Source organism: uncultured Rikenella sp. (assembly GCF_948810725.1).
Taxonomy (GTDB): domain Bacteria; phylum Bacteroidota; class Bacteroidia; order Bacteroidales; family Rikenellaceae; genus Rikenella.
Window position 1 is genome coordinate 23,444 of record NZ_CAQIVA010000012.1, and the last position, 21,703, is coordinate 45,146.

At 62.2% G+C, this 21,703-nt stretch carries 9 protein-coding genes; 3 read left to right on the forward strand and 6 right to left on the reverse strand.

Annotated features, from left to right (window positions below):
• Positions 1–82 precede the first annotated feature (82 nt).
• From Q9S52_RS05675 to Q9S52_RS05690, 4 genes are all read right to left on the reverse strand, one after another.
• Complete coding sequence (locus Q9S52_RS05675; RefSeq protein ID WP_304708448.1) at positions 83–5,710, reverse strand: alpha-2-macroglobulin; 5,628 nt, start codon at positions 5,708–5,710, stop codon at positions 83–85.
• Between the two features lie 1,344 nt (positions 5,711–7,054).
• Positions 7,055–7,213, reverse strand: a complete 159-nt coding sequence (locus tag Q9S52_RS05680; protein WP_304708449.1) for a hypothetical protein — start codon at positions 7,211–7,213, stop codon at positions 7,055–7,057.
• A gap of 52 nt (positions 7,214–7,265) precedes the next feature.
• Positions 7,266–7,670: a hypothetical protein gene (locus tag Q9S52_RS05685; protein WP_304708450.1), complete on the reverse strand. Its 405-nt coding sequence runs from the start codon at positions 7,668–7,670 to the stop codon at positions 7,266–7,268.
• Positions 7,671–7,705: 35 nt separating this feature from the next.
• Positions 7,706–9,328 (reverse strand): mucoidy inhibitor MuiA family protein, encoded by a 1,623-nt coding sequence (locus Q9S52_RS05690; protein WP_304708451.1) that lies wholly within the window; start codon positions 9,326–9,328, stop codon positions 7,706–7,708.
• Positions 9,329–9,453: 125 nt separating this feature from the next.
• Here Q9S52_RS05690 and pbpC point away from each other — a divergent pair, with 125 nt between their 5' ends.
• A complete protein-coding gene (gene pbpC, locus Q9S52_RS05695) occupies positions 9,454–11,769 on the forward strand; it encodes a penicillin-binding protein 1C (protein WP_300828978.1) in 2,316 nt (771 codons plus the stop codon).
• Between the two features lie 1,553 nt (positions 11,770–13,322).
• Here the strand turns inward: pbpC and Q9S52_RS05700 are convergent.
• Both Q9S52_RS05700 and Q9S52_RS05705 read right to left on the reverse strand, forming a co-directional pair.
• Positions 13,323–14,417 (reverse strand): carbohydrate-binding family 9-like protein, encoded by a 1,095-nt coding sequence (locus tag Q9S52_RS05700; RefSeq protein ID WP_304708452.1) that lies wholly within the window; start codon positions 14,415–14,417, stop codon positions 13,323–13,325.
• A 1,566-nt stretch (positions 14,418–15,983) separates the two neighbouring features.
• A complete protein-coding gene (locus tag Q9S52_RS05705) occupies positions 15,984–16,961 on the reverse strand; it encodes an SIS domain-containing protein (RefSeq protein ID WP_304708453.1) in 978 nt (325 codons plus the stop codon).
• Positions 16,962–17,131: 170 nt separating this feature from the next.
• Between Q9S52_RS05705 and recQ the strand changes: the two genes are divergently transcribed.
• A complete protein-coding gene (recQ, locus tag Q9S52_RS05710) occupies positions 17,132–19,357 on the forward strand; it encodes a DNA helicase RecQ (RefSeq protein WP_294594606.1) in 2,226 nt (741 codons plus the stop codon).
• Positions 19,358–20,726: 1,369 nt separating this feature from the next.
• Positions 20,727–21,533 carry a 16S rRNA (adenine(1518)-N(6)/adenine(1519)-N(6))-dimethyltransferase RsmA gene (gene rsmA / locus Q9S52_RS05715; RefSeq protein WP_370648993.1) on the forward strand — a complete coding sequence of 269 codons (807 nt, stop codon included), beginning with the start codon at positions 20,727–20,729 and terminating at the stop codon, positions 21,531–21,533.
• Positions 21,534–21,703 lie beyond the last annotated feature (170 nt).

A 21,703-nucleotide genomic window follows, 5' to 3' on the forward strand; every position in this document is an offset into this window, starting at 1 on the left:
TTTTTGACCGTTCGAGTGTAATTTATTTAAAAATAAATGAGCTGTTTTTTTTTTTTTGTTTTTCTGTCCGCTTTCTTATGAATTAATTGACTGTCGTGACGGCCGAGGCGGTATTTCCCGCTACCTGGCCGTCGTACATGGCTGCACAGCGAATGGCGGGCAAGGTGTAACGTCCGGCATAGGCGGCGTTCAACCGGGTGCGGACGGTGACGGCGGCGCCGGCGCCCAGCGAGGGCAGGTAGCTGTCGACCCGGTCGTCGCGCAGGTCGCGGTAGTCCACGCCGGTCGGCAGCTCGCCGACGTCGGGGCGAATCTCCCAGCCGGAGGCGACGGGTTGGCTCAGCATCAGGTGGTCGACTGCGGTCGGGGTCAGGTTGCGGACGGTGACTTCTGCGACGAAGTCGGTGCCCTGCTTCAGGGTGGCGGCGTCGATCGGATTCCCCTTGCTGTCGAGGTAGCGGACGGTCACTTCGAGCCCGTTCGAAGCGGCTGTCACGTCGCGGCCGGACGAAATCCCCGAACCGACGGCCCGGATATAGAGGGTACCTTTCGTCCGGTTGGTCACGGCGACTTTGCCGGAGGAGGGGTTGTCCCATTCGCCGCTCCAGAACATCTTTTTCGAGTCGGATTCGACGCGGCCGCTGTGTCCGCCGGCGTTCCACTCGAAGTTCAGGGCCGATACCCGGCCGTTCCGGGCGGCGTATTCGCCCATGGCGAGCAGGCTCCAGGCGGTGGTCTGGGTGCTCATCCAGTCGTCGGAGACGAGGGCGTGCGAAACGACCTGTGCCGTCTGGGCCGCTTCGGCGCGCAGCCCTAACAGGGTCTGTGCCAGCAGCTGGACGGCCCGGGCGCGTTGCGACGAACCGTAGGTCAGCCGTTGCTGGGCGGCGAGTGTCTCGTCGGAAGCGGCGGCTGCCGTGTTCGTCCCGGCGGCGACGGTGCGGCCGAGGTCGGTGCGGCCCGCTGCACCGTAAGCGGCGGCCAGCATCCACCGGGCTTCGTCGGTCAGGTTGCCGTTTTGTCGCAGGCGGTTCATGGCGCCGGTCTCGGGCGAGCCGGAGAGGGCCAGCGCATAGAGCTGGTAGGCCTGGATCAGGTTGGCGCCGGCGTTCAGGGCGGAGTTCCAACGTACGGCGTTGCTCTTGACGGCGGCTTTGAGCCGGTCGTAAACGCCCGCAGGCATCGTATAACCTTTATGTCCGGCGACGGTCATGAAGTGCAGGGCGTAGGCCGAACCCCAGGAGTTGGGGGTGGCGGAGCCGGGCCAGTAGCCCATCGAACCGTCCGGGGTGGCGTATTGCTTGTAGCGTTCGAGCACGCTTTCGACTTTCGTCCGGGCGGTGTGGCGCTCTTTCTCCGACAGGTCGGCCAGATCGGGCAGATAGAGCAGCGGGAAGACGGCGGAGGTGATCTGTTCGATGCAGCCGTAGGGGTAGGTGGAGAGGTATTCCATCCGTTGTGCGGCGTTGAGGGGCTGCACGGCGGAGACTTCGAGCATCAGGCGCTGCGTCCCCGGCATGCCGGGCAGGGCGGCTGTCCCGTTCCAGCTCTTGCCGGCTTCGACGGTGTGGCTCTGGCCCGAGGAGACGGGCAGAGACAGGGTGCGCACCGGAATGTCCATTCCGTAGTGGGTCTGTCGGCCTCCGCCGGTGGCGGTGATCTCGATGTGTCCGCCGGAGGAGGCGCCGGTCGGCAGGGCGTCTTTCACCCGGAGCCGGAAGAGGACGATCTGTTCGCCTTTGGAGGTCAGGGCGACGGCTTGCTGGGCCGCGCCCACGACGGTGAAGAGCGCTTTGTCGGCGGTCAGGGCGACGGAGGCTTTCCCGATGCCGTCGCGGGTGGCGATCAGGGTGGCGGCCACGACGAACTCGTCGCCCGGAGCCACGCTCCGCGGGGCGGTGCCCAAGACCATCAGCGGGGCGCGCACCGTGACGGAGCGTTCGGCCGAGCCCCAGGCGCCGTTCCCGTCGTCGCCCTCCGGAGAGACGGCCACTGCCATCACGCGCACGCGGCCCATATAGGCCGGAAGCTGGATCCGGTGGGTCGCTTTTTTACCGGCTTTCAGCTCGAAAGTGCCTAAGTATTTCACCACGGGCGGGAATCGGTTGACGGAGGCTTTGGCGGCGGAGGTCAGGGCGCCGTCGCCGCCGATGGCGAACATCTGTTCGATCCGCCCGCCGTAGGCGCCCAGCACGTCGTTGTAGATGTCCCAGGTCGATACGCCGAGTGCCACCCGGGCGTTGAACGTTCCCCACGGATCGGGGGTGCGGAACCGGGTGAGGTCGAGCAGCCCTTCGTCCACCACGGCCAGCGTGTAGGCGCAGGCGCGGCCCTGTTTTTCGGAGACGGTGACGGTCATCTCCGACTCGGGCAGTACCTCGTCCGGAGCGGCGATCACCGGTTCGAGCCGGCTGGCGGCCGAGGTGGCCGACAGGGGGACGATGCCGTAGAGCCGTACCGGAAGGTCGTTCTCGACGCTGCCGTACGGTTGCAGCAGGGTGACGTTCAGGTAGACGTTGGGCTGCATCTCGGGGGTCACTTCGAAGGTGAATTTCTCCTGCTTTCGGGTGCATTCCACGGGGAAGACGGTCAGCACGCGGGAGCCGTTCTCGACCGAAATGAGGGCGCGCGACCCTTCGGTGGCCGGGAAGCTGACGGTGGCGCGCTCGCCCACCTGGTAGGACTTCTTGTCGAGCGAGACGGCCAGCCGCATGGCTCCTTCGCCGTCGGTGCGGCGGTTGCCGTAGTCGGGCCAGTCGACGTAGAGCAGGGTCGCGGCCTCGTGTCCGCTCCGAAGGTCGCGGGCGGTCATGTAGTAGGTTCCCCAGGAATCGCGCGTGAAGTTCAGGGCGACGGAGCCTTTGCCGTTGCCGGAGGTCTCGACGGTTTCGCGGTGGACGGGGCTCAGGCTGCGGTCGGAGACGTGGCGGGCCAGCTGATCCTTTTCGGCGCTCCACCACCAGTGCCATTCGACTTCGTAGAGGCAGACCTCTACGCGCCGATCGCCGGCCGGCCGCCCGTCGGGCAGGACGGTGGCGAGGTCGAAGGTGTAGTCCCGTTCGGTGTCGAGCCGGTCGGCGGCCTCTTGCGGCGGCCGGATCCCGACGTAGGAGTCGAAGGGCGAGTAGAGCATCGTCGTGCCGTCGATGCTCGCTTCGCCCGAGGGCTCGAACAGCCGGGTGGTGAAGTTGGCCTGCAACAGGCCGCCGGCCTTTTCGCCGCCGTTCAGCACGGCGGTGATGCGGGCGTCTCCGGCGGCGTCGGTGGTGCCGGTGATCTCGGGGGCGCTTTCGGGGCGGAACGAACGGTAGGGGTTATCGAAAACATACCCTTTGTATTCCGGAAAACCGTTGTGCAGGGCGGTGAATTCGGTCTCGATGACGTAGCGTAGGTTCCCGGCCTGTGCGCCGGTGAGCCATTCGCCGTGGAGGGTGGCGTTCATCGGCTGGCCGCGCTGGATGTAGGGTTTCGGAAACCGGAGGTCGATCTTGAGGCGGTTGGGTTTCACGGCTTCGATCCGCAGCCGTTTGCCGAAACGGGCGCCGCCGACGCTCACAGAGGCCGACCAGACGCCGGTCGGGGCGTTCGGATCGGTGGTGAGCACGAAACTGTAGATGCCGCCTGTGGACCGGGTGGCGACGCGTTTCTGGTAGAGCTGGCCGAGCGGCGAACGGAGTTCGACGGTCACGGGGTGGCCTGCGGGCAGCCGGGTGCCGGCGGTGGTGAAGTTCATATAGATGGTGTCGCCCGGTCGCCAGACGCCGCGTTCGGTCCAGATGAAGCCTTTCAGCCCCTCCTGTACCTGCTCGCCGGAGACGTCGAAAGTCGAGGTCGAGAGCTCGGAACCGGTATTGACTTTCAGATAGGTGCGTTGTTTCTCTTTCGCGACGACGGCGTAGTAGGGCCGGCCGTTTTCGTAGCGGATCAGGGCGTGGCCGTCGCCGTCGGTGGTGCCGCTGCCGACGAGCTGGTTCTGGAAGTTACGCAGCTCGATCCGGGCCTCTTTCACCGGTTCGGTGGTGGAGATGCTGTGCACCAGAAAGAGCATCCGGGGTTCGTCGGAGGCTTTGGCGATCACGCCGAGGTCGGTCACGGCGAGGTTCCGCTGTACGGTGCGGTTGAAGTAGTAGCTCGGCGAGCAGGGGTTGTTCCGCTCTTTCCATTCGTAGATGTCCCAGTCGTAGTCGTTGCCGCTCCAGTAGTAGCCGCCCTGGTCGAACCGTTTTTTCATGGCGGTCAGCCGGGCTTCGTCGGCGATGCGGGCGGCCTGAGGGGTCAGGCGTTCTTCGGGCGGGACGCAGGAGAGGGAGGCCATCGAGCGGTCGAAGGAGAGCGAGATGCGGTACAGAGCGCCGGGCTCGGGCCGGATGAGGTCGTCCAGGTCGAGCGAGTAGGTGGCCCAGCGGTGAGACTCCTGTCCGCCGTTCTGATCCAGAAAGATCGTTCGCGAGGCAACGGGGCGGGCGGTGCGCATGATGCTTCCGCCGTCGTTGTCGGAGAGGTCGTTCTCCTGTAGGAATTGTCCCATGGAGCTTTCGAGGATGCGGAAGACATCGACGCGGACGGCGCGCAGGCCGACAGCCTGGAACGGAATGCCGCGGCCGGGCCTGTTCGATGAGTTTTCGACGAGCGCTTCGGCGGGGGGCAGTACGGTGCCGCGACCGATGAATCGGATGGCGGGGTCGTGGTTTTCCAGGGGGATTGTGCGTTGTATCTCTTCGCCGAAGCGTTTCCCGTCTGCCGATCGCAAGGCGGGGTCGATGCAGAGGGTGGCTTCGGTGAGGTCGTTGCTGCGGGACGAGGGGTAAAGGAGTACTTTGTTGTCTTCTATGCGTCGCACGCAGGAGAGGTCGTCGAGCCAGACGATGCCGTCGAGATCCTGGTGCGGGTCGAGTTGTCGCGAGAAGCGTACTTCGATGTATTTTTCGGGATGGGTCACGTATTCTACGGAGTGGAGCTCGAAGCTGCCGGACGAGGGGATGGGCACGGTGAGCACCTCCTCTTTTTCGTATCCGGCTTTGGGGTCTTTGACGGTCAGGGTGAGGTCGGAGGCGATGAGCCGGGGCTGGATGCCTGAGATGACGAAACGGTGTTCGCGGCCGTCGGCGTTGTGCATCCAGTGGACGGTGCCGTGGTTGAGGCCGTCCCATTCGCTCATCCGGGTGATGCGGGCGGAGTCTTCGTAGTCGGCGGTGAAGAGGCTCCCTTCGATGGTGTAGGTGTGGTCGTCTTCAACGATAAAGCTGCCGAGTTCAGCTGCGGCTGCGGCGGGCAGGGTGCGGAAGGTGAATTCGAAGTCGCCGTCGTCGGGTCGGCCGGGCAGCAACCCTTTGAGGTCGAGGCGCACGGTGTAGGTCTGGCCGCGGTCAAGCTCGGCTTCAGGGGTGAACAGCAGTGTCCGGGGGTCGTCGACGGCGATCTCCCAGCGGCCTTTGGCTTTGGGCGAGAGGGTGATGTATTTTCCCAGCCGGGCTTCCTGCGAGACGGGCTCGACGAGGGTTACGGAGAGGGTGCTCCGTCGGCCGATGGTGCCGGTGGTGAAGCTCTCGACGGAGGGGTTGTAGGCGATCTCGACGGGGGTGGTGCGGATGCTCTTTTCGAGGGCGACTTTCTTGTCGCCGCACGAGGAGAGGCCGACGGCGATGCCGAGGGCTGCGCCGCAGAGGGTCAGCAGGCGGCGAAGAGGTTGGTGGCGTGACGGTTGTCTCATATTTCGAGTTTTTGTTTTGTCGTATTTGGCGGGTTTTGCCCGGTTTTCGTTTTGAAGGGCTGGGATTGCTGTTGCCGTTTACGTGTTCTGGGCGCAGCTCTTCTTTAGTGGGGCCGAGGTGACCATGGCGAAACTGCGTTTCGCCCGTCCCTCCGGTGCGCCCATCGGGCGTTTTGTTAGGGTTGTTTCTGCCTTATGAGCCGGTCGCTGTCCTCGCAGGGCAGTTTCAGGCGAATCAAAGCTTGACCGCGCGCGACAGCTGAAGTAGGAAATCATTCAAAGCGTAAAACGCTTTGAATAAGATTTCCGCCAGCGCGCGGACAAAGGTTGGGCCGAGGCTGATAGTTGAAATGCGTAGCATTTCCCGTCCACGGGACGTGGGGCCCGCGCGGCCCGAGCGCAGTACTCTCCCGTAGGACAGACGCGCGCCCCGCCTAAAGCAGCGATTCAACAATTTCGGCTCACCGCCGAAATTGTTGAATCGCGCAGGCGCGCGAAAAACCTCGACTTCGAGCAAAACTCCGTCGCCCGCCCGTTTAAGAGGGCATATTCTGCCGGTTGGAGCTCGGCCAATCCGGCAAGAATTGCCGCGGGCGACGGCAAAAAGCGGCGGAGCGAAAGCGGAGCCGCAGTGAGGCCGACCCGGGGCGGAGAACTGGGTCGAGCTTGGGGCTGGAATTTAGGCCGAGAGCGAATAGCGCGATTCCGAGAGGAATCGCCGTCCTCGGGCGCAGCGACGCATTAGCGGCGCGTGGGGGCGCTCCGAGGACGAGTGGGCCGTGCTTTTGCGGTTCGTAGAACCGCCGGGCTTGCGCGCTGGGCCTTCGGCCCACCCCTGGAGCGCGCAGCCCGAAACCGACAGAAAAAAGCTGTGCTCCTGCGACCCTAAGGGTCGCGCGGGCCGAAGCCTCTCGCCGCGGAGGGACGCACAGCGTCTTTTGTTGCCAGTCTCTACCCTAAGCAACTCAGGCTTCGACCGCTTGAACTGAGAGCGAGGACGCTATAGGCGGGTGCCGGGGGCGCCAAGGACGAACCCGGCAGCCTTGGGCGGTGAATGGGTTGTTGCTTCTGCGACTCGCAGAGTCGCGCAGTTCGCCGCCACCCCACGCGGCGGATTGCAACTCGTTGGAACTCGTTGTCCTCACCGCTGGCGGCGAATTTTCCGTGATGAGGCGGTGCTCGTGCGGCTCGAAGAGCCGCTCGGGCCGGACGCCTCCCGCCGGGAGGCCCGCAACACGCCGCTCGCGCGTCGAGAGTTGCTGTTCCTCCCGGGCGTCCGTCTGCACAAAGTTCGGCTACATGGGGCAGCTCCGGCCCCTTGCCCCCGGCCCACTCCTTCCCCGTTTATTCCGAGAGGCAACGCAACGGAAAACCGCGGCCACGGCTGCCCACGTAGCTGGGGTAGAGCTGCGCCACGTGGAAATCCAAGTTCATGCTATTGGTACCGCTGACCGTGGAAGCCCAGCTGTAACCGCCGTTGCCGACGCCCGTCAGAGCGCCCAATCGCCCGTAATTGCCTGCGTCGCGGAAGCCCGGGGCGGGCCCACAGGGCGTTCTACTGGCAGCCTCTACCCGAACTCCGCCTCCCCGATTTCGCGCGGCAACGCAACGGAAAACCGTGGGCGCGGTAGCCCGAGCTGCTGGGAGCGAGCCACGGTGCGCTGAAACCCGAGGTCATGCCAAGGGTACCGCTGAACGTCGAAGACCAGCTGAATCCGGCGTTGCCGACGTCCACCGGAGCGCCCAATCGCCCATTATTGTCCGCGTCGCCGCCGCGGAGGCCCGGGGCGGGGTACCAGGCGAGCGGGGTTCCCGCGCCCGAGGTGCTTACCTTGTAGAGACGACCGTTGGTGGCCTTGTAGTTCCCTGCACCGTAAGATTCTCCGACAACCCCGTCCGAATAGTACGGGAATGTCCCGTTTAACGGCACATCGGCGTCCCGCGTAAAGTCAGACCCCAATAGGGTCTTCGTTCACGATATCCCCCACCCGCAAACTACCAACTCAGATCTCCTCCTCTCGGATAGCGGACGGTGTAGCCGAAAGTCACTACCCGTTCCTCGCCCGGAGCCAGGTCGAGATGCCAGGTCAGCATACCGGTCTGCGGATTCGCCTCGGCACCCGAATCGTTGGTCAGGGCGATCTCCACCTCCGACGTGCTCGACAGCGGATACTGATCTTTCACCGTCAGGTTCACCGGAAACGACTTGTTGTTTTTGACCCGAATCTCATACGACCGCATCCGCTCCATCTTCGCTCCCGAAACCCGCTCTTGATAGTTGCCCGTCTCCTTGCGTTCCACAACGACCTGCGATTCGAGCGTCAGCGGCAGTACCAGCGTATCCGCCGTGTTCCGCACCGAAAGGTTCGACTGCCCCAGCATCCGGCCGTCGCAAAAGACATTGACTCGTCCGTTCGTCAGGTGCAGCTCTTGCCAGCCGGGCACGCGGGCCAGCAGCAGCACGTCGGTGCTGATCTTCGGCGTGACTTCGTACTCGTACAGCACCGGCACGGTATCGCGCCGCACCTGTACCGTCTGCCGGATATTGCCGTTGTCGGACGAGGAGACTAGTGTCAGCGGAGAGGCCAGCTGGTAGCTGATGTTGTTTTCCGACACCTCCATGCGGGCTGTCGGCGCCATCGGGGCCACCGGTGCGGAGGCCATGAATTTGGGGCTCTCTTCGCCGGTATAAGTGCCGCCGAATTTCGAGACATCCACCGCCATGTCCTGCGTAACGTCCATCTCCAACGTGCGTGCCCGGTATTTGATGGCCGGCGAGTATAATAGGGTTTGCGGGGTGAGTTGCACCCGGTTCAGCGCCCGGTTCGGCGTGCCGTAGCTCAGGGTGGCCGCTACCCGATCCCAGTCGAAATGAGTCCACTGCCACACTGTCCCCTGATAGTCCAGTTCGGCCGTGGCTCGGGCGGGCTCGAAACGGAAAAAGTAGACCGGCTCCCACTGTGCCGCCCGGGTGAAATAGGCGAGTTCGAACTCCGCCTTTTGCGTCCGCAGGCTGTTCACTCGTGCCCGAACCAGCGTCACTTGCGAAGCCTGGCTCTCGATCCGGCGGATGGCGCGCTCATTCTCCGCCCATTCCCGATCCAGAGCCGCCCGGGACTCGCGGTTCTTGCGCTGCGCTTCGTAGACGGAGGCATATTTGGCCTGCATCCAGGTGTCGACCGCTGCCAGCTGGCTGACCGAGGTGGCCTCCTGTTTGGCATTCGCCTGTAGGAACTCGATTTCGCGCACCAGTACCATGCTGTCGGCTTCGAGCCGGGCCCGACGGGCTGCCAGCGTGTCGCGCAGGAGCAGATACCGCTGTTGTTGTTCCACGTCGCTTCCGCGCACGGCCTGTTGCGACTCCATCACATAGGTGGCGCCGGTCGTTCCTGCCAGGAGCCGCAGTTCGACGGTCGCCGGATCGGCGTACCACAGGTCGGGGAAGGCGATTTCCGTCTCGCCCGCCCGGAGGGTCGTCGGAATCGACATCGTGACGTAGACGCCGCGCGGATAGATTTTCACGCTCTTGACGCGCCCCTGCAACGGAGCGGCCGTGGCCGGCGATCCGGCCCATCCTCCGAAGAGCACGGCGGCTAAAAGGAGACCGAAGTGTTTCATCTTGAATCGGGGTTTGTGTGTCGGTTTGAACAATGCAAAGCTACCTACAAATATAGTGGAAATAGGAATCGGTTATCTGGTTGCGGAGGCTGATTTCTGGCGAAGATTCGTTAATTTTGAACGGTATGAAACGACGACGGATACGGAATCTGGTGTGGTTCGCTCTCGCGGCGGGGGCGACGGTCGGGTATGTGCGCCTGCTGCCGAAGCCGTTGTTCGATGCGCCTTACTCGACGGTGTTGTATGCCCGCGACGGGGAGCTGCTCGGGGCGCGGGTGGCGAAGGACGGGCAGTGGCGTTTTCCGCCCGGGGCGGCCTTGTCGGACAAGTACCTGCGGGCGGTGGTCGAGTACGAGGATCGGCGCTTCTATCGCCATCCGGGGGTCTCGCTGCCGGCGCTGGTGCGGGCGGCGGAGCAGAACCGGAGGGCAGGCGGGGTGGTCAGCGGAGGGTCGACTCTCACGATGCAGCTGGTGCGGCTGAGCCGGGGAAATCCGCCCCGGACGGTGGCCGAAAAGATCCGGGAGGCGATACTGGCCGTGCGGATCGAGTGGAGCTATACGAAGGAGGAGATTCTGGCGCTCTATGCGGCTCATGCGCCGTTCGGGGGGAATGTGGTGGGGGTCGAGGCGGCGGCGTGGCGTTATTTCGGCCACTCGCCGGAGCAGTTGTCGTGGGCTGAGGCGGCTACGCTCGCGGTGCTGCCCAATTCACCGGCGTTGATCCATCCGGGACGGGGGCGCGGAGAGCTGCTGGCCAAACGGAATCGGCTGCTGGAACGGATGTTGGCCCATTGGGTATTGGACAGTACGGAGTTCGAGGCGGCGTTGGCCGAGCCGCTGCCCGATGCGCCGGAGCCGCTGCCGCGGCATGCGCCTCACCTGTCGGATCGACTGGCGGAGGGGCGGGCGTGGCATACGACGGTGGATGATGCGCTTCAGGTGCGGGTGCAGCAGATTGTGGACGGTTACGGCGAGCGGATGTTGGCGGCCAACCGGATCCGGAATGCGGCGGCGGTGGTGGCGGATGTGGAGTCGGGCGAGGTGCTGGCCTATGTGGGAAACATCTCGCCGGACGAACGGGCAGCGGAGGCGCGGGACGGCCGATCGGTGGATGTGGTCGCGGCGCGGCGGAGTACGGGCAGCCTGCTGAAACCGATTCTCTACGGGGCGATGCTGACGGAGGGGCAGGTGCTGCCGAATACGCTGGTCTTCGATACGCCGCTCCAGATGGCGGGTTTCGTGCCGTCCAACTACGACAAGACGTTCAGCGGGGTGGTGTCGGCGCGGCGGGCGGTCGAGCGGTCGCTCAATGTGCCGGTGGTGCGGATGCTGGCCGACTATAATCACCATCGGTTTCTGGGCCTGTTGCGTTCGATGGGGCTGACGACGTTCGACCGGAGTGCGGACGATTACGGTTCGACGCTGATTCTGGGCGGGGCCGAGGGAACGTTGGGGGAGATGACGGGGCTTTATGCGGCGTTGGCGAGGTCGTTGCTGCGGTACGACCGGACGGGGCGGTACGAGGCGGCGGATATGCGGGGGCTGAGGGTCGATTCGTCGGCGACAATACAGAAGGCGGAGGGGGTGTGTCCGCTCTCTCCGTCGGCGCTGTGGTTTATGTTCGAGGCGATGAGCGGGGTGAATCGGCCGGAAGAGGAGGCGGCGTGGCAGGAGTTCAGCTCGATGAAGCGGGTGGCGTGGAAAACGGGGACGAGTTATGGCAATCGCGATGCGTGGGCGATCGGGGTGACGCCGCGGTATGCGGTGGGGGTATGGGTGGGGAATGCCGACGGCGAGGGGCGGGCGGGGATGACGGGGGTGGGGTATGCGGCGCCGATTCTGTTCGATCTCTTTTCGTTGCTGCCGGGCGGGGGCGAGGGGTGGTTTCCGGAGCCGGTCGGCGACATGACGGAGGAGGCGGTGTGTCGGCGGAGCGGTCATCGGGCTTCGGAGTGGTGCGTGTCGTCGGGGGATGCGGTGGATACGGTGCGGATTCCGTTGCGGGGAGTCGTTTCGCGGGTTTGTCCTTATCATCGTCCGGTGTCGGTGGGGGGCGAGACGAGGGGGTGGTTCGTGCTGCCTCCGGCGGCGGAGTATTACTATCGGCAGCGGGCGACGGACTATGTACCGCCTCCGGTGGCGGCGGGTGGGCGGCCGTTGGAGGTGATCTATCCGCAGCCGAGGGCGATGCTGTATCTGCCGAAGGGAGAGAGGGGTTCGAACGGCTTTGAAAAGTTCGTTTTCCGGGCGGCTCATCGGTCGGACAGTGCGTCGGTACACTGGCATCTGGATGCAGTGTATCTGGGGACGACCCGGACGGCTTCGGCGGTGGGGCATACGTTGACGGTCTCTCCGTCGGCGGGCGAGCATCGGCTGACGGTGGTGGATGATGCGGGATACACGCAAACCGTTCGTTTCACGGTGCTGCGGCGGGAGTGAGTAGGGGAGTTTGGCGGCCGAACAGAGAACGGTGCGAGGGGTGGGGCCGAGGCTGCCATAGCGAAACTCAGTTTCGCCCGTCCACGGGACGCGGGGCCTGCCCGGCCTGAGGGCAGTACCCTCCTGTAGGACAGACGCGCGCCACGCCTTAGGAGGGAAATCGTCAAAATGCACTTTGTGCGTTTTGACAAGATTTCCCCAGGCGCGCGGATAGAAAACGGGGTAGAGGCTGCCAGTGGAAATGCGTAAGCATTTCCCGTCCACGGGACGTGGGGCCCGCGCGGCCCGAGCGCAGTCCCCTCCTGTCGAACAGACGCGCGCCCCGCCTAAAGAAGCGATTCAACTATTTCGGCGGTGAGCCGAAATAACTGAATCGCGCAGGCGCGCGAAAACGCGGCGGAGCGCAAGCGGAGCCGCAGTGAGGCTGACACGGGGCGGAGAACTGGGGCGAGCTTCAGGCTGCGACTATTCTTCGGGCGCGAAAACCGTAACAGGTTTTCGCACCGCGCTGGGCCGAGCATGGGGCTTGGATTTGGGCGGTGGGTTGGGGCTTGCTTTTGGCCGGGCTTTGGGCCGAGCTTTTGCGGCTCGCAGAGCCGCGCAGTTCGCCGCCACCCCACGCGGCGGACTGCAACTCGACGGGGCTCGTTGCACTCACCGCTGGCGGCGAACTGCTATAGACTGAGAGCGAATAGCGCGATTCCGAGAGGAATCGCCGTCCTCAGCGAGAGCGACGCATCAGCGGCGCGTGAGGGGCGCGCCGAGGACGAATCTCCTAGAATTGGGCCGTGGGTTGGGCCGCGCTGTTGGCCGAGCTTCTGCGACTCGCAGAGTTGCGCAGTTCGCCGCCACCCCACGCGGCGGACTTAGGCTAAGAACGAATAGCGCGCCGAGGATGAATGAGCTGAGCTTTTGCGGTTCGTAGAACCGCCGGGCTTGCGCGCTGGGCCTTCGGCCCACCCGGGGAGCGCGCAGCCCGAACCCGACAGAATTGGGGCGTCCGGCCCGCTTACAGTGCGTTCCCGCTTAACAGATAGGAATATGCTTTTGTGATTCGGGTCGGAGCCAGCGGGGCCTAAAACGAGCATCGCGAAGTTGCAGGCCTACGCCTGGGGTGGCTCCGGCCCGCGCGGCTCTGCGAGCCGCAGGGATTCCACTCAAAAGTAGGGTAGATGCGGCCAGTTGCTTGGGGTAGCTTTCGGGTAGAGGCTGCCCTTATTTTTAGGGTAGACCCGGCCCTTTGCCCCCCGCGGGCCCGCGGCGTTTATTCCGAGAGGCAACGCAACTGAAAACCGTAGCCGTGGTAGTTCGCCGCTTTGGCATTGAGCCACCCTACGCTGAAGTCCATGCACATGCCATTGGTGCTGTTGAACGTCGAAGACCAACTGTATCCCTGATTGCCGATGCTGTTCAGCGCTCCCGAAAGACGACTGCGGTAGCCCGGGGCGGATTGAGGTGAGAATACAAAAGGAGGATATGAACAGGGGGGTATGAAAACGGGGTTGGAGCAGAACTCTGCTTCAACCCCGTTTCGTATACAGAGTTTCGAAAGCCTATCGCCCTTCGCCCACGTAGCCCTGCTGGTCGATGTACCACGATGTGTCGCCGAACCCCGGCGCCACGATGCGGTAGCTGTCGCCCGCCACATACATCGTCGGTCTGAAAGCGAGTCCTTCGATCTCGATGTCCGATGCTTTCAACTCTTTCGGCGTAGAGGCCCAACGCCCCGTCGCGCTGCGGAACTCCCGCTGCCGGAAGTAGAGCTGCCGGAGAGCCCATTTGACCTCTTCGTTCCGGTTCCAGACGAACGGCGTTTCGCCCTTGCCGGCCGTCACGGTCGAAAATTGCAGAAAACCCCAGTATTCCGGTTCGTGGATGCTGATTTTGCCGCTCGGAGCCCAAACCCAATTGTCTTCCGGCAGGTTCGGCCGTTTGACGTATGCTCCGTCCACCACATCCAACAGCCATTGCACGCGCGAAAAGTTCAGCCGCCACTGTTCGCCGGCTTCGATCCCGCGTTTCCCGTACCGAACCTCCAGCAGCGTATGGATCGGAATCGCCATCTCGAATGTCCATTTTTCATCCGTGTCCGACGGATCGTTCAGCGTGCCGTAGAGCTTCACCGCCGACCGCATTCCGTTCATGTTCCACGCGTTGAGCGGTGCCCCGCCGTCCCGGTAAGGCCGCGTCAGCATCAGATCCCACTCGGTGCCCAACGCATTGACTTCGAATTCCATATAGTGGTGGGTGCTGCCCGTTACATCAAGGAAGACTTCGAAGTCGTTGTCCTGGAAAATCACCGATTCGCGCTCCGTAAGGGTCGCCCACAGATTTGGCTCGATCATTTCGGCGGCGATGTACAGATATCGGTCGTCCCACATCAGTTTGGCCCGGCATTGATGGCGCGGCGTCACCGGCCGGCGGGTGCCTTCGATGTCTACGAAGTCGGATGTCCACGGCACATCGGCCCACTCCGGGGTGTCGATATTGCCGTCGATGGTCACCTCCTGGGGCGCCCGGTAGCAGACGTAGCGGGGCGGGTCGAACGGATAAGGGGTGCTGAAGTTTACGGCGGTTTGTCGTGCCTGCACGGAGGCGGAAGCGGCCAACAGACCGGCTGTCCAAAAAAGGAGGGTCGATTTTTTCACGTAAAAAGTTGGGTTAAGTGTTTGAAAAATATTTTTTGAGTTTACGGTTTAGGGCAGTTGTCAGGGCTCTGTCGCCCAGCGGCTTTGCCGTTCGGGAGGATGGGTGACAGCTCGAACTAGAGAGCTTTAGGTCATGGGTAGGGCCGAGCTCCTGCGACCCTTTGGGGTCGCGCGGGCCGGAGCCATCCCCCGGCGTAGGACCGCAACTTCGTGATGCTCGTTTGGCCTACGCTGGCTCCGGCTGCGAGTTGTTGGGGGTGAGGCTGCCATCTTTCGGGTGCCGAGCGGCACCGTTTATTCCGAGAGGCAACGCAACTGAAGACCGTTGGCACGGGGTGTCGCGTCATTGGTCTTGAACTCCTTCGGGCCAAAGTGTAAATACATTCCCTTGGTCTCGCTGGTCGATGAAGACCAACTGTATCCATAGCTGCCGATGATCCACAATGCGCCGTTCAGATGATAGTTGCCTGCGTCGCGGCAGCCCGGGGCGCACTCTTTGGGTGATTTAATGGCAGCCTCTATCCTAAGCCTCCGTCTCCCTGTTTATTCCGAGAGGCAACGCAACTGAAGACCATAGGCGCGGTGGTAGGTTTCGCAGGGATGGAGGATCGTTACGGTGAAATACAAATATGTACTATAATGGTCGTTCACCGATGACGAATAGCTGAACCCGTGTGTGCCGATATTGGACGGTAAGCCTGAGGCGGTACCGCTGCGGTAGCCCGGGGCGCACCCACCGGGCGTTTTGCTGGCAGCTTCTACCCTAACCAACAGGCCGCCTCGGCCCTACTTTATTTCTTTGGCGGGTCGGACGCCCGGGCGGAACGCAACGAACATCGTGAGTTTGCAGGCCTCCCGAGGGGGAGGCGTCCGGCCCGCGCGGCTCTGCGAGCCGCAAAAGATCAACCCAAAGCACAGCCCAACCCACCCTCAAAGTTCATCCATTCTTTCAAGTTCGTCCTCGGCGCGCCCCCCACGCGCTGCTAATGCGTCGCTCTCGCCGAGGACGGCGATTCTACGAATCGCACTACTCGCTTTCGCACCAAATTCCAGCCCACAGCCCAGCCCAGTTCTCCGCCCTGTGTCAGCCTCACTGCGGCTCCGCTGTCGCTCCGCCGCATTTTTCGCGCGCCTTGCACGATTCATCTATATTCGGCTATCGCCGAAATAGCTGAATCGCTTCTTTAGGCGGCGGCGCGCGATTGGTTTGAGGGTACTGCCCTCAGGCCGGGCAGGCCCCGCGTGCCCGCGGTGGGCAAATGGCAGCCTCTACCCCAAGGCCGCCTTTACCCTCGTTCTTTGTCCGCGCGCTGGCGGAAATCTTATTCAAAGCGCAAGACGCTTTGAATGATTTCCTATTCCAGCGATCGCGCGCGGTCGAGCTTCGACCCGCCTGAAACTGCCCTGCGCGGGCGGCGGACGGCTAATAAAGCAAAGACAACCCTAACAAAACGCCCGATGGGCGCACCGGCGGGACGGAGCGATACTGCGTATCGCTTAACCGCCTCGGCCCAAATCTTCGCTCTGCTTTCTGTCCGCGCCAGTCTCGCCGACAGGGCGTGGGTGCTAAACCACCCCCTCGCGCAGGATGTCGTGGATGTGGATAATGCCGCAATACGCGTCGTTCTGCTCCGGATCGAGCACCAGCAACTGCGTGATCTTGTTCTGCTCCATCATCCGGAAGGCCTTGACCGCCAGCTCGTCCGCAGGGATGGTCTTCGGCGAAGGCGACATGATCTCCCGCGCCCGAACCGCCGTAATGTCCTGACCGCTCTGGAGCATCCGCCGCAGGTCGCCGTCCGTGACGATCCCCAGCAGTCGGCCCGTTTCCGGCTCCACCACCGCCGTCGCTCCCAGCCGTTTGCCCGAAATCTCGATAATCACCGTCTTCAGATCCGCGTCCGGAGCCACCTGCGGCGCCCCTTCGGCCGACATGATATCTCCCACCCGCGTGTAGAGCTTCTTGCCCAGCGCCCCTCCCGGATGGAACCGGGCGAAGTCCTGCGCCGTGAATCCCCGCATCTTGAGCAGCGTCATCGCCAGCGCGTCGCCCATCACCAACTGGGCCGTCGTGCTCGACGTCGGAGCCAGGTTGTTCGGACAAGCCTCCTCGGCTACCGTCGTGTTCAGCACCCGGTCGCTGTGCTGCGCCAGGAACGACTCCAGATTGCCCGCCATGCCGATCAGCAGGTTGCCCATCTGCCGGATGAACGGAACCAGCACCTTGATCTCCGGCGAGTTGCCGCTCTTCGAGATGCACAGAATGATGTCGTCCGGCTGGATGATCCCCAGGTCGCCGTGGATGGCGTCCGCTGCGTGCATGAAGACGGCCGGCTGGCCCGTGGAGTTGAGGGTCGCCACGATCTTGTTGGCGATAATGGCACTCTTGCCGATGCCGGTGATGATGAGCCGTCCCCGGCTCCGGAAAATCGTCCGGGCGATTTCGACGAAGTTGTCGTCGATATATGCTTCGAGCCGTCGCACGGCGTCGCACTCCGTGCGGACGATCTGCCGGGCGAATGCTATGGTCTGTTCGGTAGTCACTTCCGATAGAATTTTTGAACAAAGGTAGTCGGATTTTGTAAAAAAACGATTACCTTTATTGTCGTTCGCGCCGACAGAGGCCTCGGTTTCGGAGGCCGGGCGGAACGGTGACGGGCTGAGAGAGAGGTGGTCTTGTTTTTTTTCATCATCCGGGAGGAATCTTATACGCTATGGCGAACCGCACTACGTCCCACTATTCGTCGTCGGACTTTCTGTACGAGAGTCTCAAACGGCATTTCGGCTTCTCGCAGTTCAAGGGGAATCAGGAGGAGGTGATCCGCAATGTGCTGGCGGGGAACGACACCTTCGTCCTGATGCCGACCGGAGGTGGGAAATCGTTGTGCTACCAGCTCCCGGCGCTGATGATGGAGGGGGTGGCGATCGTCATCTCGCCGCTCATCGCGCTGATGAAAAATCAGGTGGATGCCATGCGGACTTTCTCGATGGAGGACGGCGTGGCGCACTTCCTCAATTCGTCGCTCAACAAGAGCGCGGTGCAGAAGGTGCGGGAGGATGTGCTCGCGGGGAAGACGAAACTGCTCTATTTTGCGCCGGAGTCCTTGACCAAGGAGGAGAATGTAGAGTTCCTGCGGAAGATCAAGGTGTCGTTCTATGCCATCGACGAGGCGCACTGCATTTCGGAGTGGGGGCACGACTTCCGGCCGGAGTACCGCCGGATACGGCCCATCATTTCGGAGATCGCTCAGGCGCCGGTCATCGCGCTGACGGCGACGGCGACGCCGAAGGTGCAGCTCGATATTCAGAAGAACCTCGGGATGCAGCATGCCAAGGTATTCAAGTCGTCGTTCAACCGGGCCAATCTCTACTACGAGGTGAGGCCCAAGGTCAATGCCACGAAGGAGATCATCAAGTATATCAAACAGAATCCGGGCAAGAGCGGCATTATCTACTGTCTATCGCGGAAAAAGGTCGAGGAGCTGGCGGAGCTGCTGGTGGTCAACGGGATCAAGGCGCTGCCGTATCATGCGGGGATCGATGCGGCGACGCGGGCGGCCAATCAGGACAAGTTCCTGATGGAGGAGGTGGATGTGATCGTCGCGACGATCGCGTTCGGAATGGGGATCGACAAGCCGGATGTACGGTATGTGATTCACTACGACATTCCGAAGTCGCTGGAGGGGTATTATCAGGAGACGGGACGTGCCGGACGCGACGGGGGCGAGGGGCGGTGCATCACGTTTTACAGCTATAAGGACATCCAGAAGCTCGAAAAGTTCATGCAGGGCAAGCCGGTGGCGGAGCAGGAGATCGGTCGGCTGCTGTTGCAGGAGACAGTGTCGTATGCCGAGAGCGCGATGTGTCGGCGGCGGATGCTGCTCCACTATTTTGGCGAGGAGTACGGGGTGCCGAACTGCGATTGTTGCGACAACTGCTGTAATCCGCGCGAGGAGTTCGAGGCGCAGGAGGCTATGCGGCTGATGTTGGAGACGCTGGCGGTGATCGGCGGAGGGTTCAAGGCGGACTATTTGGAGGCGGTGCTGCTGGGGCGGACGACCAATCTGGTGAAGTCGTACAAACACCACCAGCTGGAGCTGTTCGGGGCGGGGGCGGAGCACGATGCTCATTTTTGGAACGCGGTGATTCGGCAGGGGCTGATTCTGGGGCTGGTGGACAAGGATATCGAAAACTACGGTTTGCTCTCGATCAGCGATGCGGGGCGTGCTTTCCTGGCGCCGGGCGGGGCGTTCAGCGTGAAGCTGGTGGCGGATCACCGGTATGAGGAGGTGGACGACGAGGATTCGGTGGCGGCGCATCCGGGGGCCAAGGGAGGGGCGGCGGCCGATCCGGTGCTTTTAGATATGCTATTCGACCTGCGCAAGGAAGTTGCTCGTAAAAGTGGCTATAAGCCTTATGTTATTTTTTCGGAAGATTCGCTTAAGGACATGACAATATATTATCCGGTAACGCTCGAAGAGATGCAGAATAATATCTCAGGTGTTGGAGAAGGTAAAGCGAAACGTTACGGGCAGCCTTTCATTAAACTAATCGCTCGCTACGTAGAGGAAAACGGCATCGAACGACCGCAGGAGATGGTGGTCAAAAGCATTGTCAATAAGAGCGGGAATAAGGTCTTCATTATTCAGAGCATCGACCGCAGAATGGACTTTGAGGACATTGCGGATGCGAAGGGGCTGACGATGGACGAGTTGATGGACGAGATCGAAGCGATCGTGGGGTCGGGGACGAAGCTCAATATCGACTACTATATCGCGGAGATGGTGGACGAGGATAAGGTGGTGGATATCATCGACTATTTTACGGAGGATGCGGAGACGGATTCGGTGTCGGATGCGGTGCGGGAGTTGGGGGGAGATTATACGGAGGAGGAGATACGCTTGGTGCGGGTTAAATTTCTGAGCGAGGCGGGGAACTGACGTGCTTTTGCGGGGCTGGTGCGGACAAAGAACAGGGGGTAGAGGCTGCCCATTCCGAGTGCCGGGAGGCACCGCCCGCCCGGCGTAAGGGCAGTACCCTCTTGTGGGACAGACGCGCGCCGCTGCCTAAAGAGGGAAATCGTCAAAATGCACTTGTGCGTTTTGACAGGATTTTCCCAGGCGCGCGAAAAAAGAACGGGGGTAGAGGCTGCCAGTCGAAATGCGAAGCATTTCCTGTCCATGGAACGTGGGGCTTGCCCGGCCCGAGCGCAGTCTTCTCCGGTAGGGCAGACGCGCGCCCCGCCTAAAGAAGCGATTCAACTCTTTCGGCGGTAGCCGAATATAGATGAATCGCGCAAGGCGCGCGAAAAAGCGGCGGAGCGCCAGCGGAGCCGCAGTGAGGCTGACACGGGGCAGAGAACTGGGCTGGGCTTTGGGCTGCGACTGTTCTTCGGGCACGAAAACCGTAATCGGTTTTCGTGCCGCGCTGGGCCGAGCATGAGGCTTGGCTTTGGGCTGTGTGTCAGGCTGAACTTGTTGGCCGAGCTCCTCGACCCTTTGGGGTCGTTTTAGGCCCCGCCGGCGTCGACCACTTGAACTGAGAGCGAGTAGCGCGATTCCTCACGGAATCGCCGTCCTTGGCGAGGGCGACGCTTTAGCGGCGCGTGGGGGGCGCGCCGAGGATGAATGAGCTGAGCTTTTGCGGTTCTTCGAACCGCCGGGCTTGCGCGCTGGGCCGTTCGGCCCACCCGGGGAGCGCGCAGCCCGAACCCGACAGAATTGGGGCGGATTGGATAAAGCTTTGATGCGAGTGCGAATAGCGCGGTTCTTCGAACCGCCGGCCCTGTCGCCCAGGCGCGGAGCGCCTCGGGGGAGTGGGCGCCAGGCCGAATACAAGAGATTAGGGTTGTAGATTGAGCCGTGAGTTAGGCTGAATGCTTGCGACCTGAAAGGTCGCGCGGGCCGGACGCCTCCCACCGGGAGGCCCGCAACACGCCGCTCACGCGCCGAGAGTTGCCGTTCCTCCCGGGCGTCCGACCCGCTAAGGTCAAACCAAAGTAGGGTAGAGGCAGCCCGATTATTTGGGGTAGAGGCTGGCAATCAAACACCCTGTGGGTACCCGTTTATTCCGAGAGGCAACGCAACTGAAAACCGATGCCTCGGTAATTCGGCCCGCCGGGGTTGAGGTGTGTCATAAGGCAACTCAACTCACGCCATTGGATCCGCTGGATGCAGAAGACCAATTGTATCTGTAGTTGCCGACACCCAACAGTTTGCCCAACAATCCATTGTTCCCCGCGTCGCGGTAGCCCGGGGCGGGAGATGCGGGAAAAAGAAGATTTAGTTTTGTCATTTTAACCTGCTGCACTTGGAAGTCAGAGCGAAAAAATATTTAGGTCAGCACTTTTTGACCGATCAGAACATAGCCCGGCGGATTGCCGAAGCGCTTTATGCAGGCGACGACGAGCGGATTGCCCGGGAAAAGGTGTTGGAAGTCGGGCCCGGGATGGGCGTATTGACCCAATATTTGTTGCCGGTTTACGGCGATCGGCTGACCGTCGCGGAGATAGATACCGAGAGCGTGGAGTACCTGCGGGTGCACTATCCGAACCTGAATATTCTCGAAGGCGATTTTCTGCGCCTCGATTTGGCGGCACTTTATCCGCAGGGGGTGGGGATTATCGGGAATTTCCCGTATAATATTTCGTCGCAGATATTTTTTAAAGTCCTTGATTTCAAGGATCGGATTCCGGAAGTCGTGGGGATGATTCAGCGAGAAGTCGCCGTCCGGCTGGCAGCTTCGCCGGGTGGGAAGGAGTACGGAATCCTCAGCGTGTTGTTGCAGGCCTATTACGATATCGAATATCTGTTCACCGTGCCGCCGGGTGTTTTCAATCCGCCACCTAAGGTGCAGAGCGCCGTGATTCGGTTGCGAAGGAACGGCGTAACGGAACTCGGGTGCGACGAGGAATTGTTTCGGAAGATTGTCAAGGCTACTTTCAATCAGCGGCGGAAGACGATCCGGAATTCGTTGGGGGCATCGTTTCCTGAAGTGTTGTGTGCGGTGGCGGAGGGGAGGGTGGAGGCGCATCCGTTTTTCGGTTTGCGACCTGAAACTTTGAGCGTAGCACAATTCGTAGAACTGACCCGGTGGGTGGAGGCGGTGAGGGGATAGACTTTTAGGGCAGCCTTGGCTCTTTTCGGGGTAGAGGCTGTCAGTGGAAATGCGCGAGCATTTCTCGTCCATGCCCCGTTGGGTGTTTTGTTAGGGTTGTCTTTGCCTTATTGGTCAGCGCGCGGACAGAGAACGGAGGTAGAGGCTGGCAGTGGAAATGCGTCAGCATT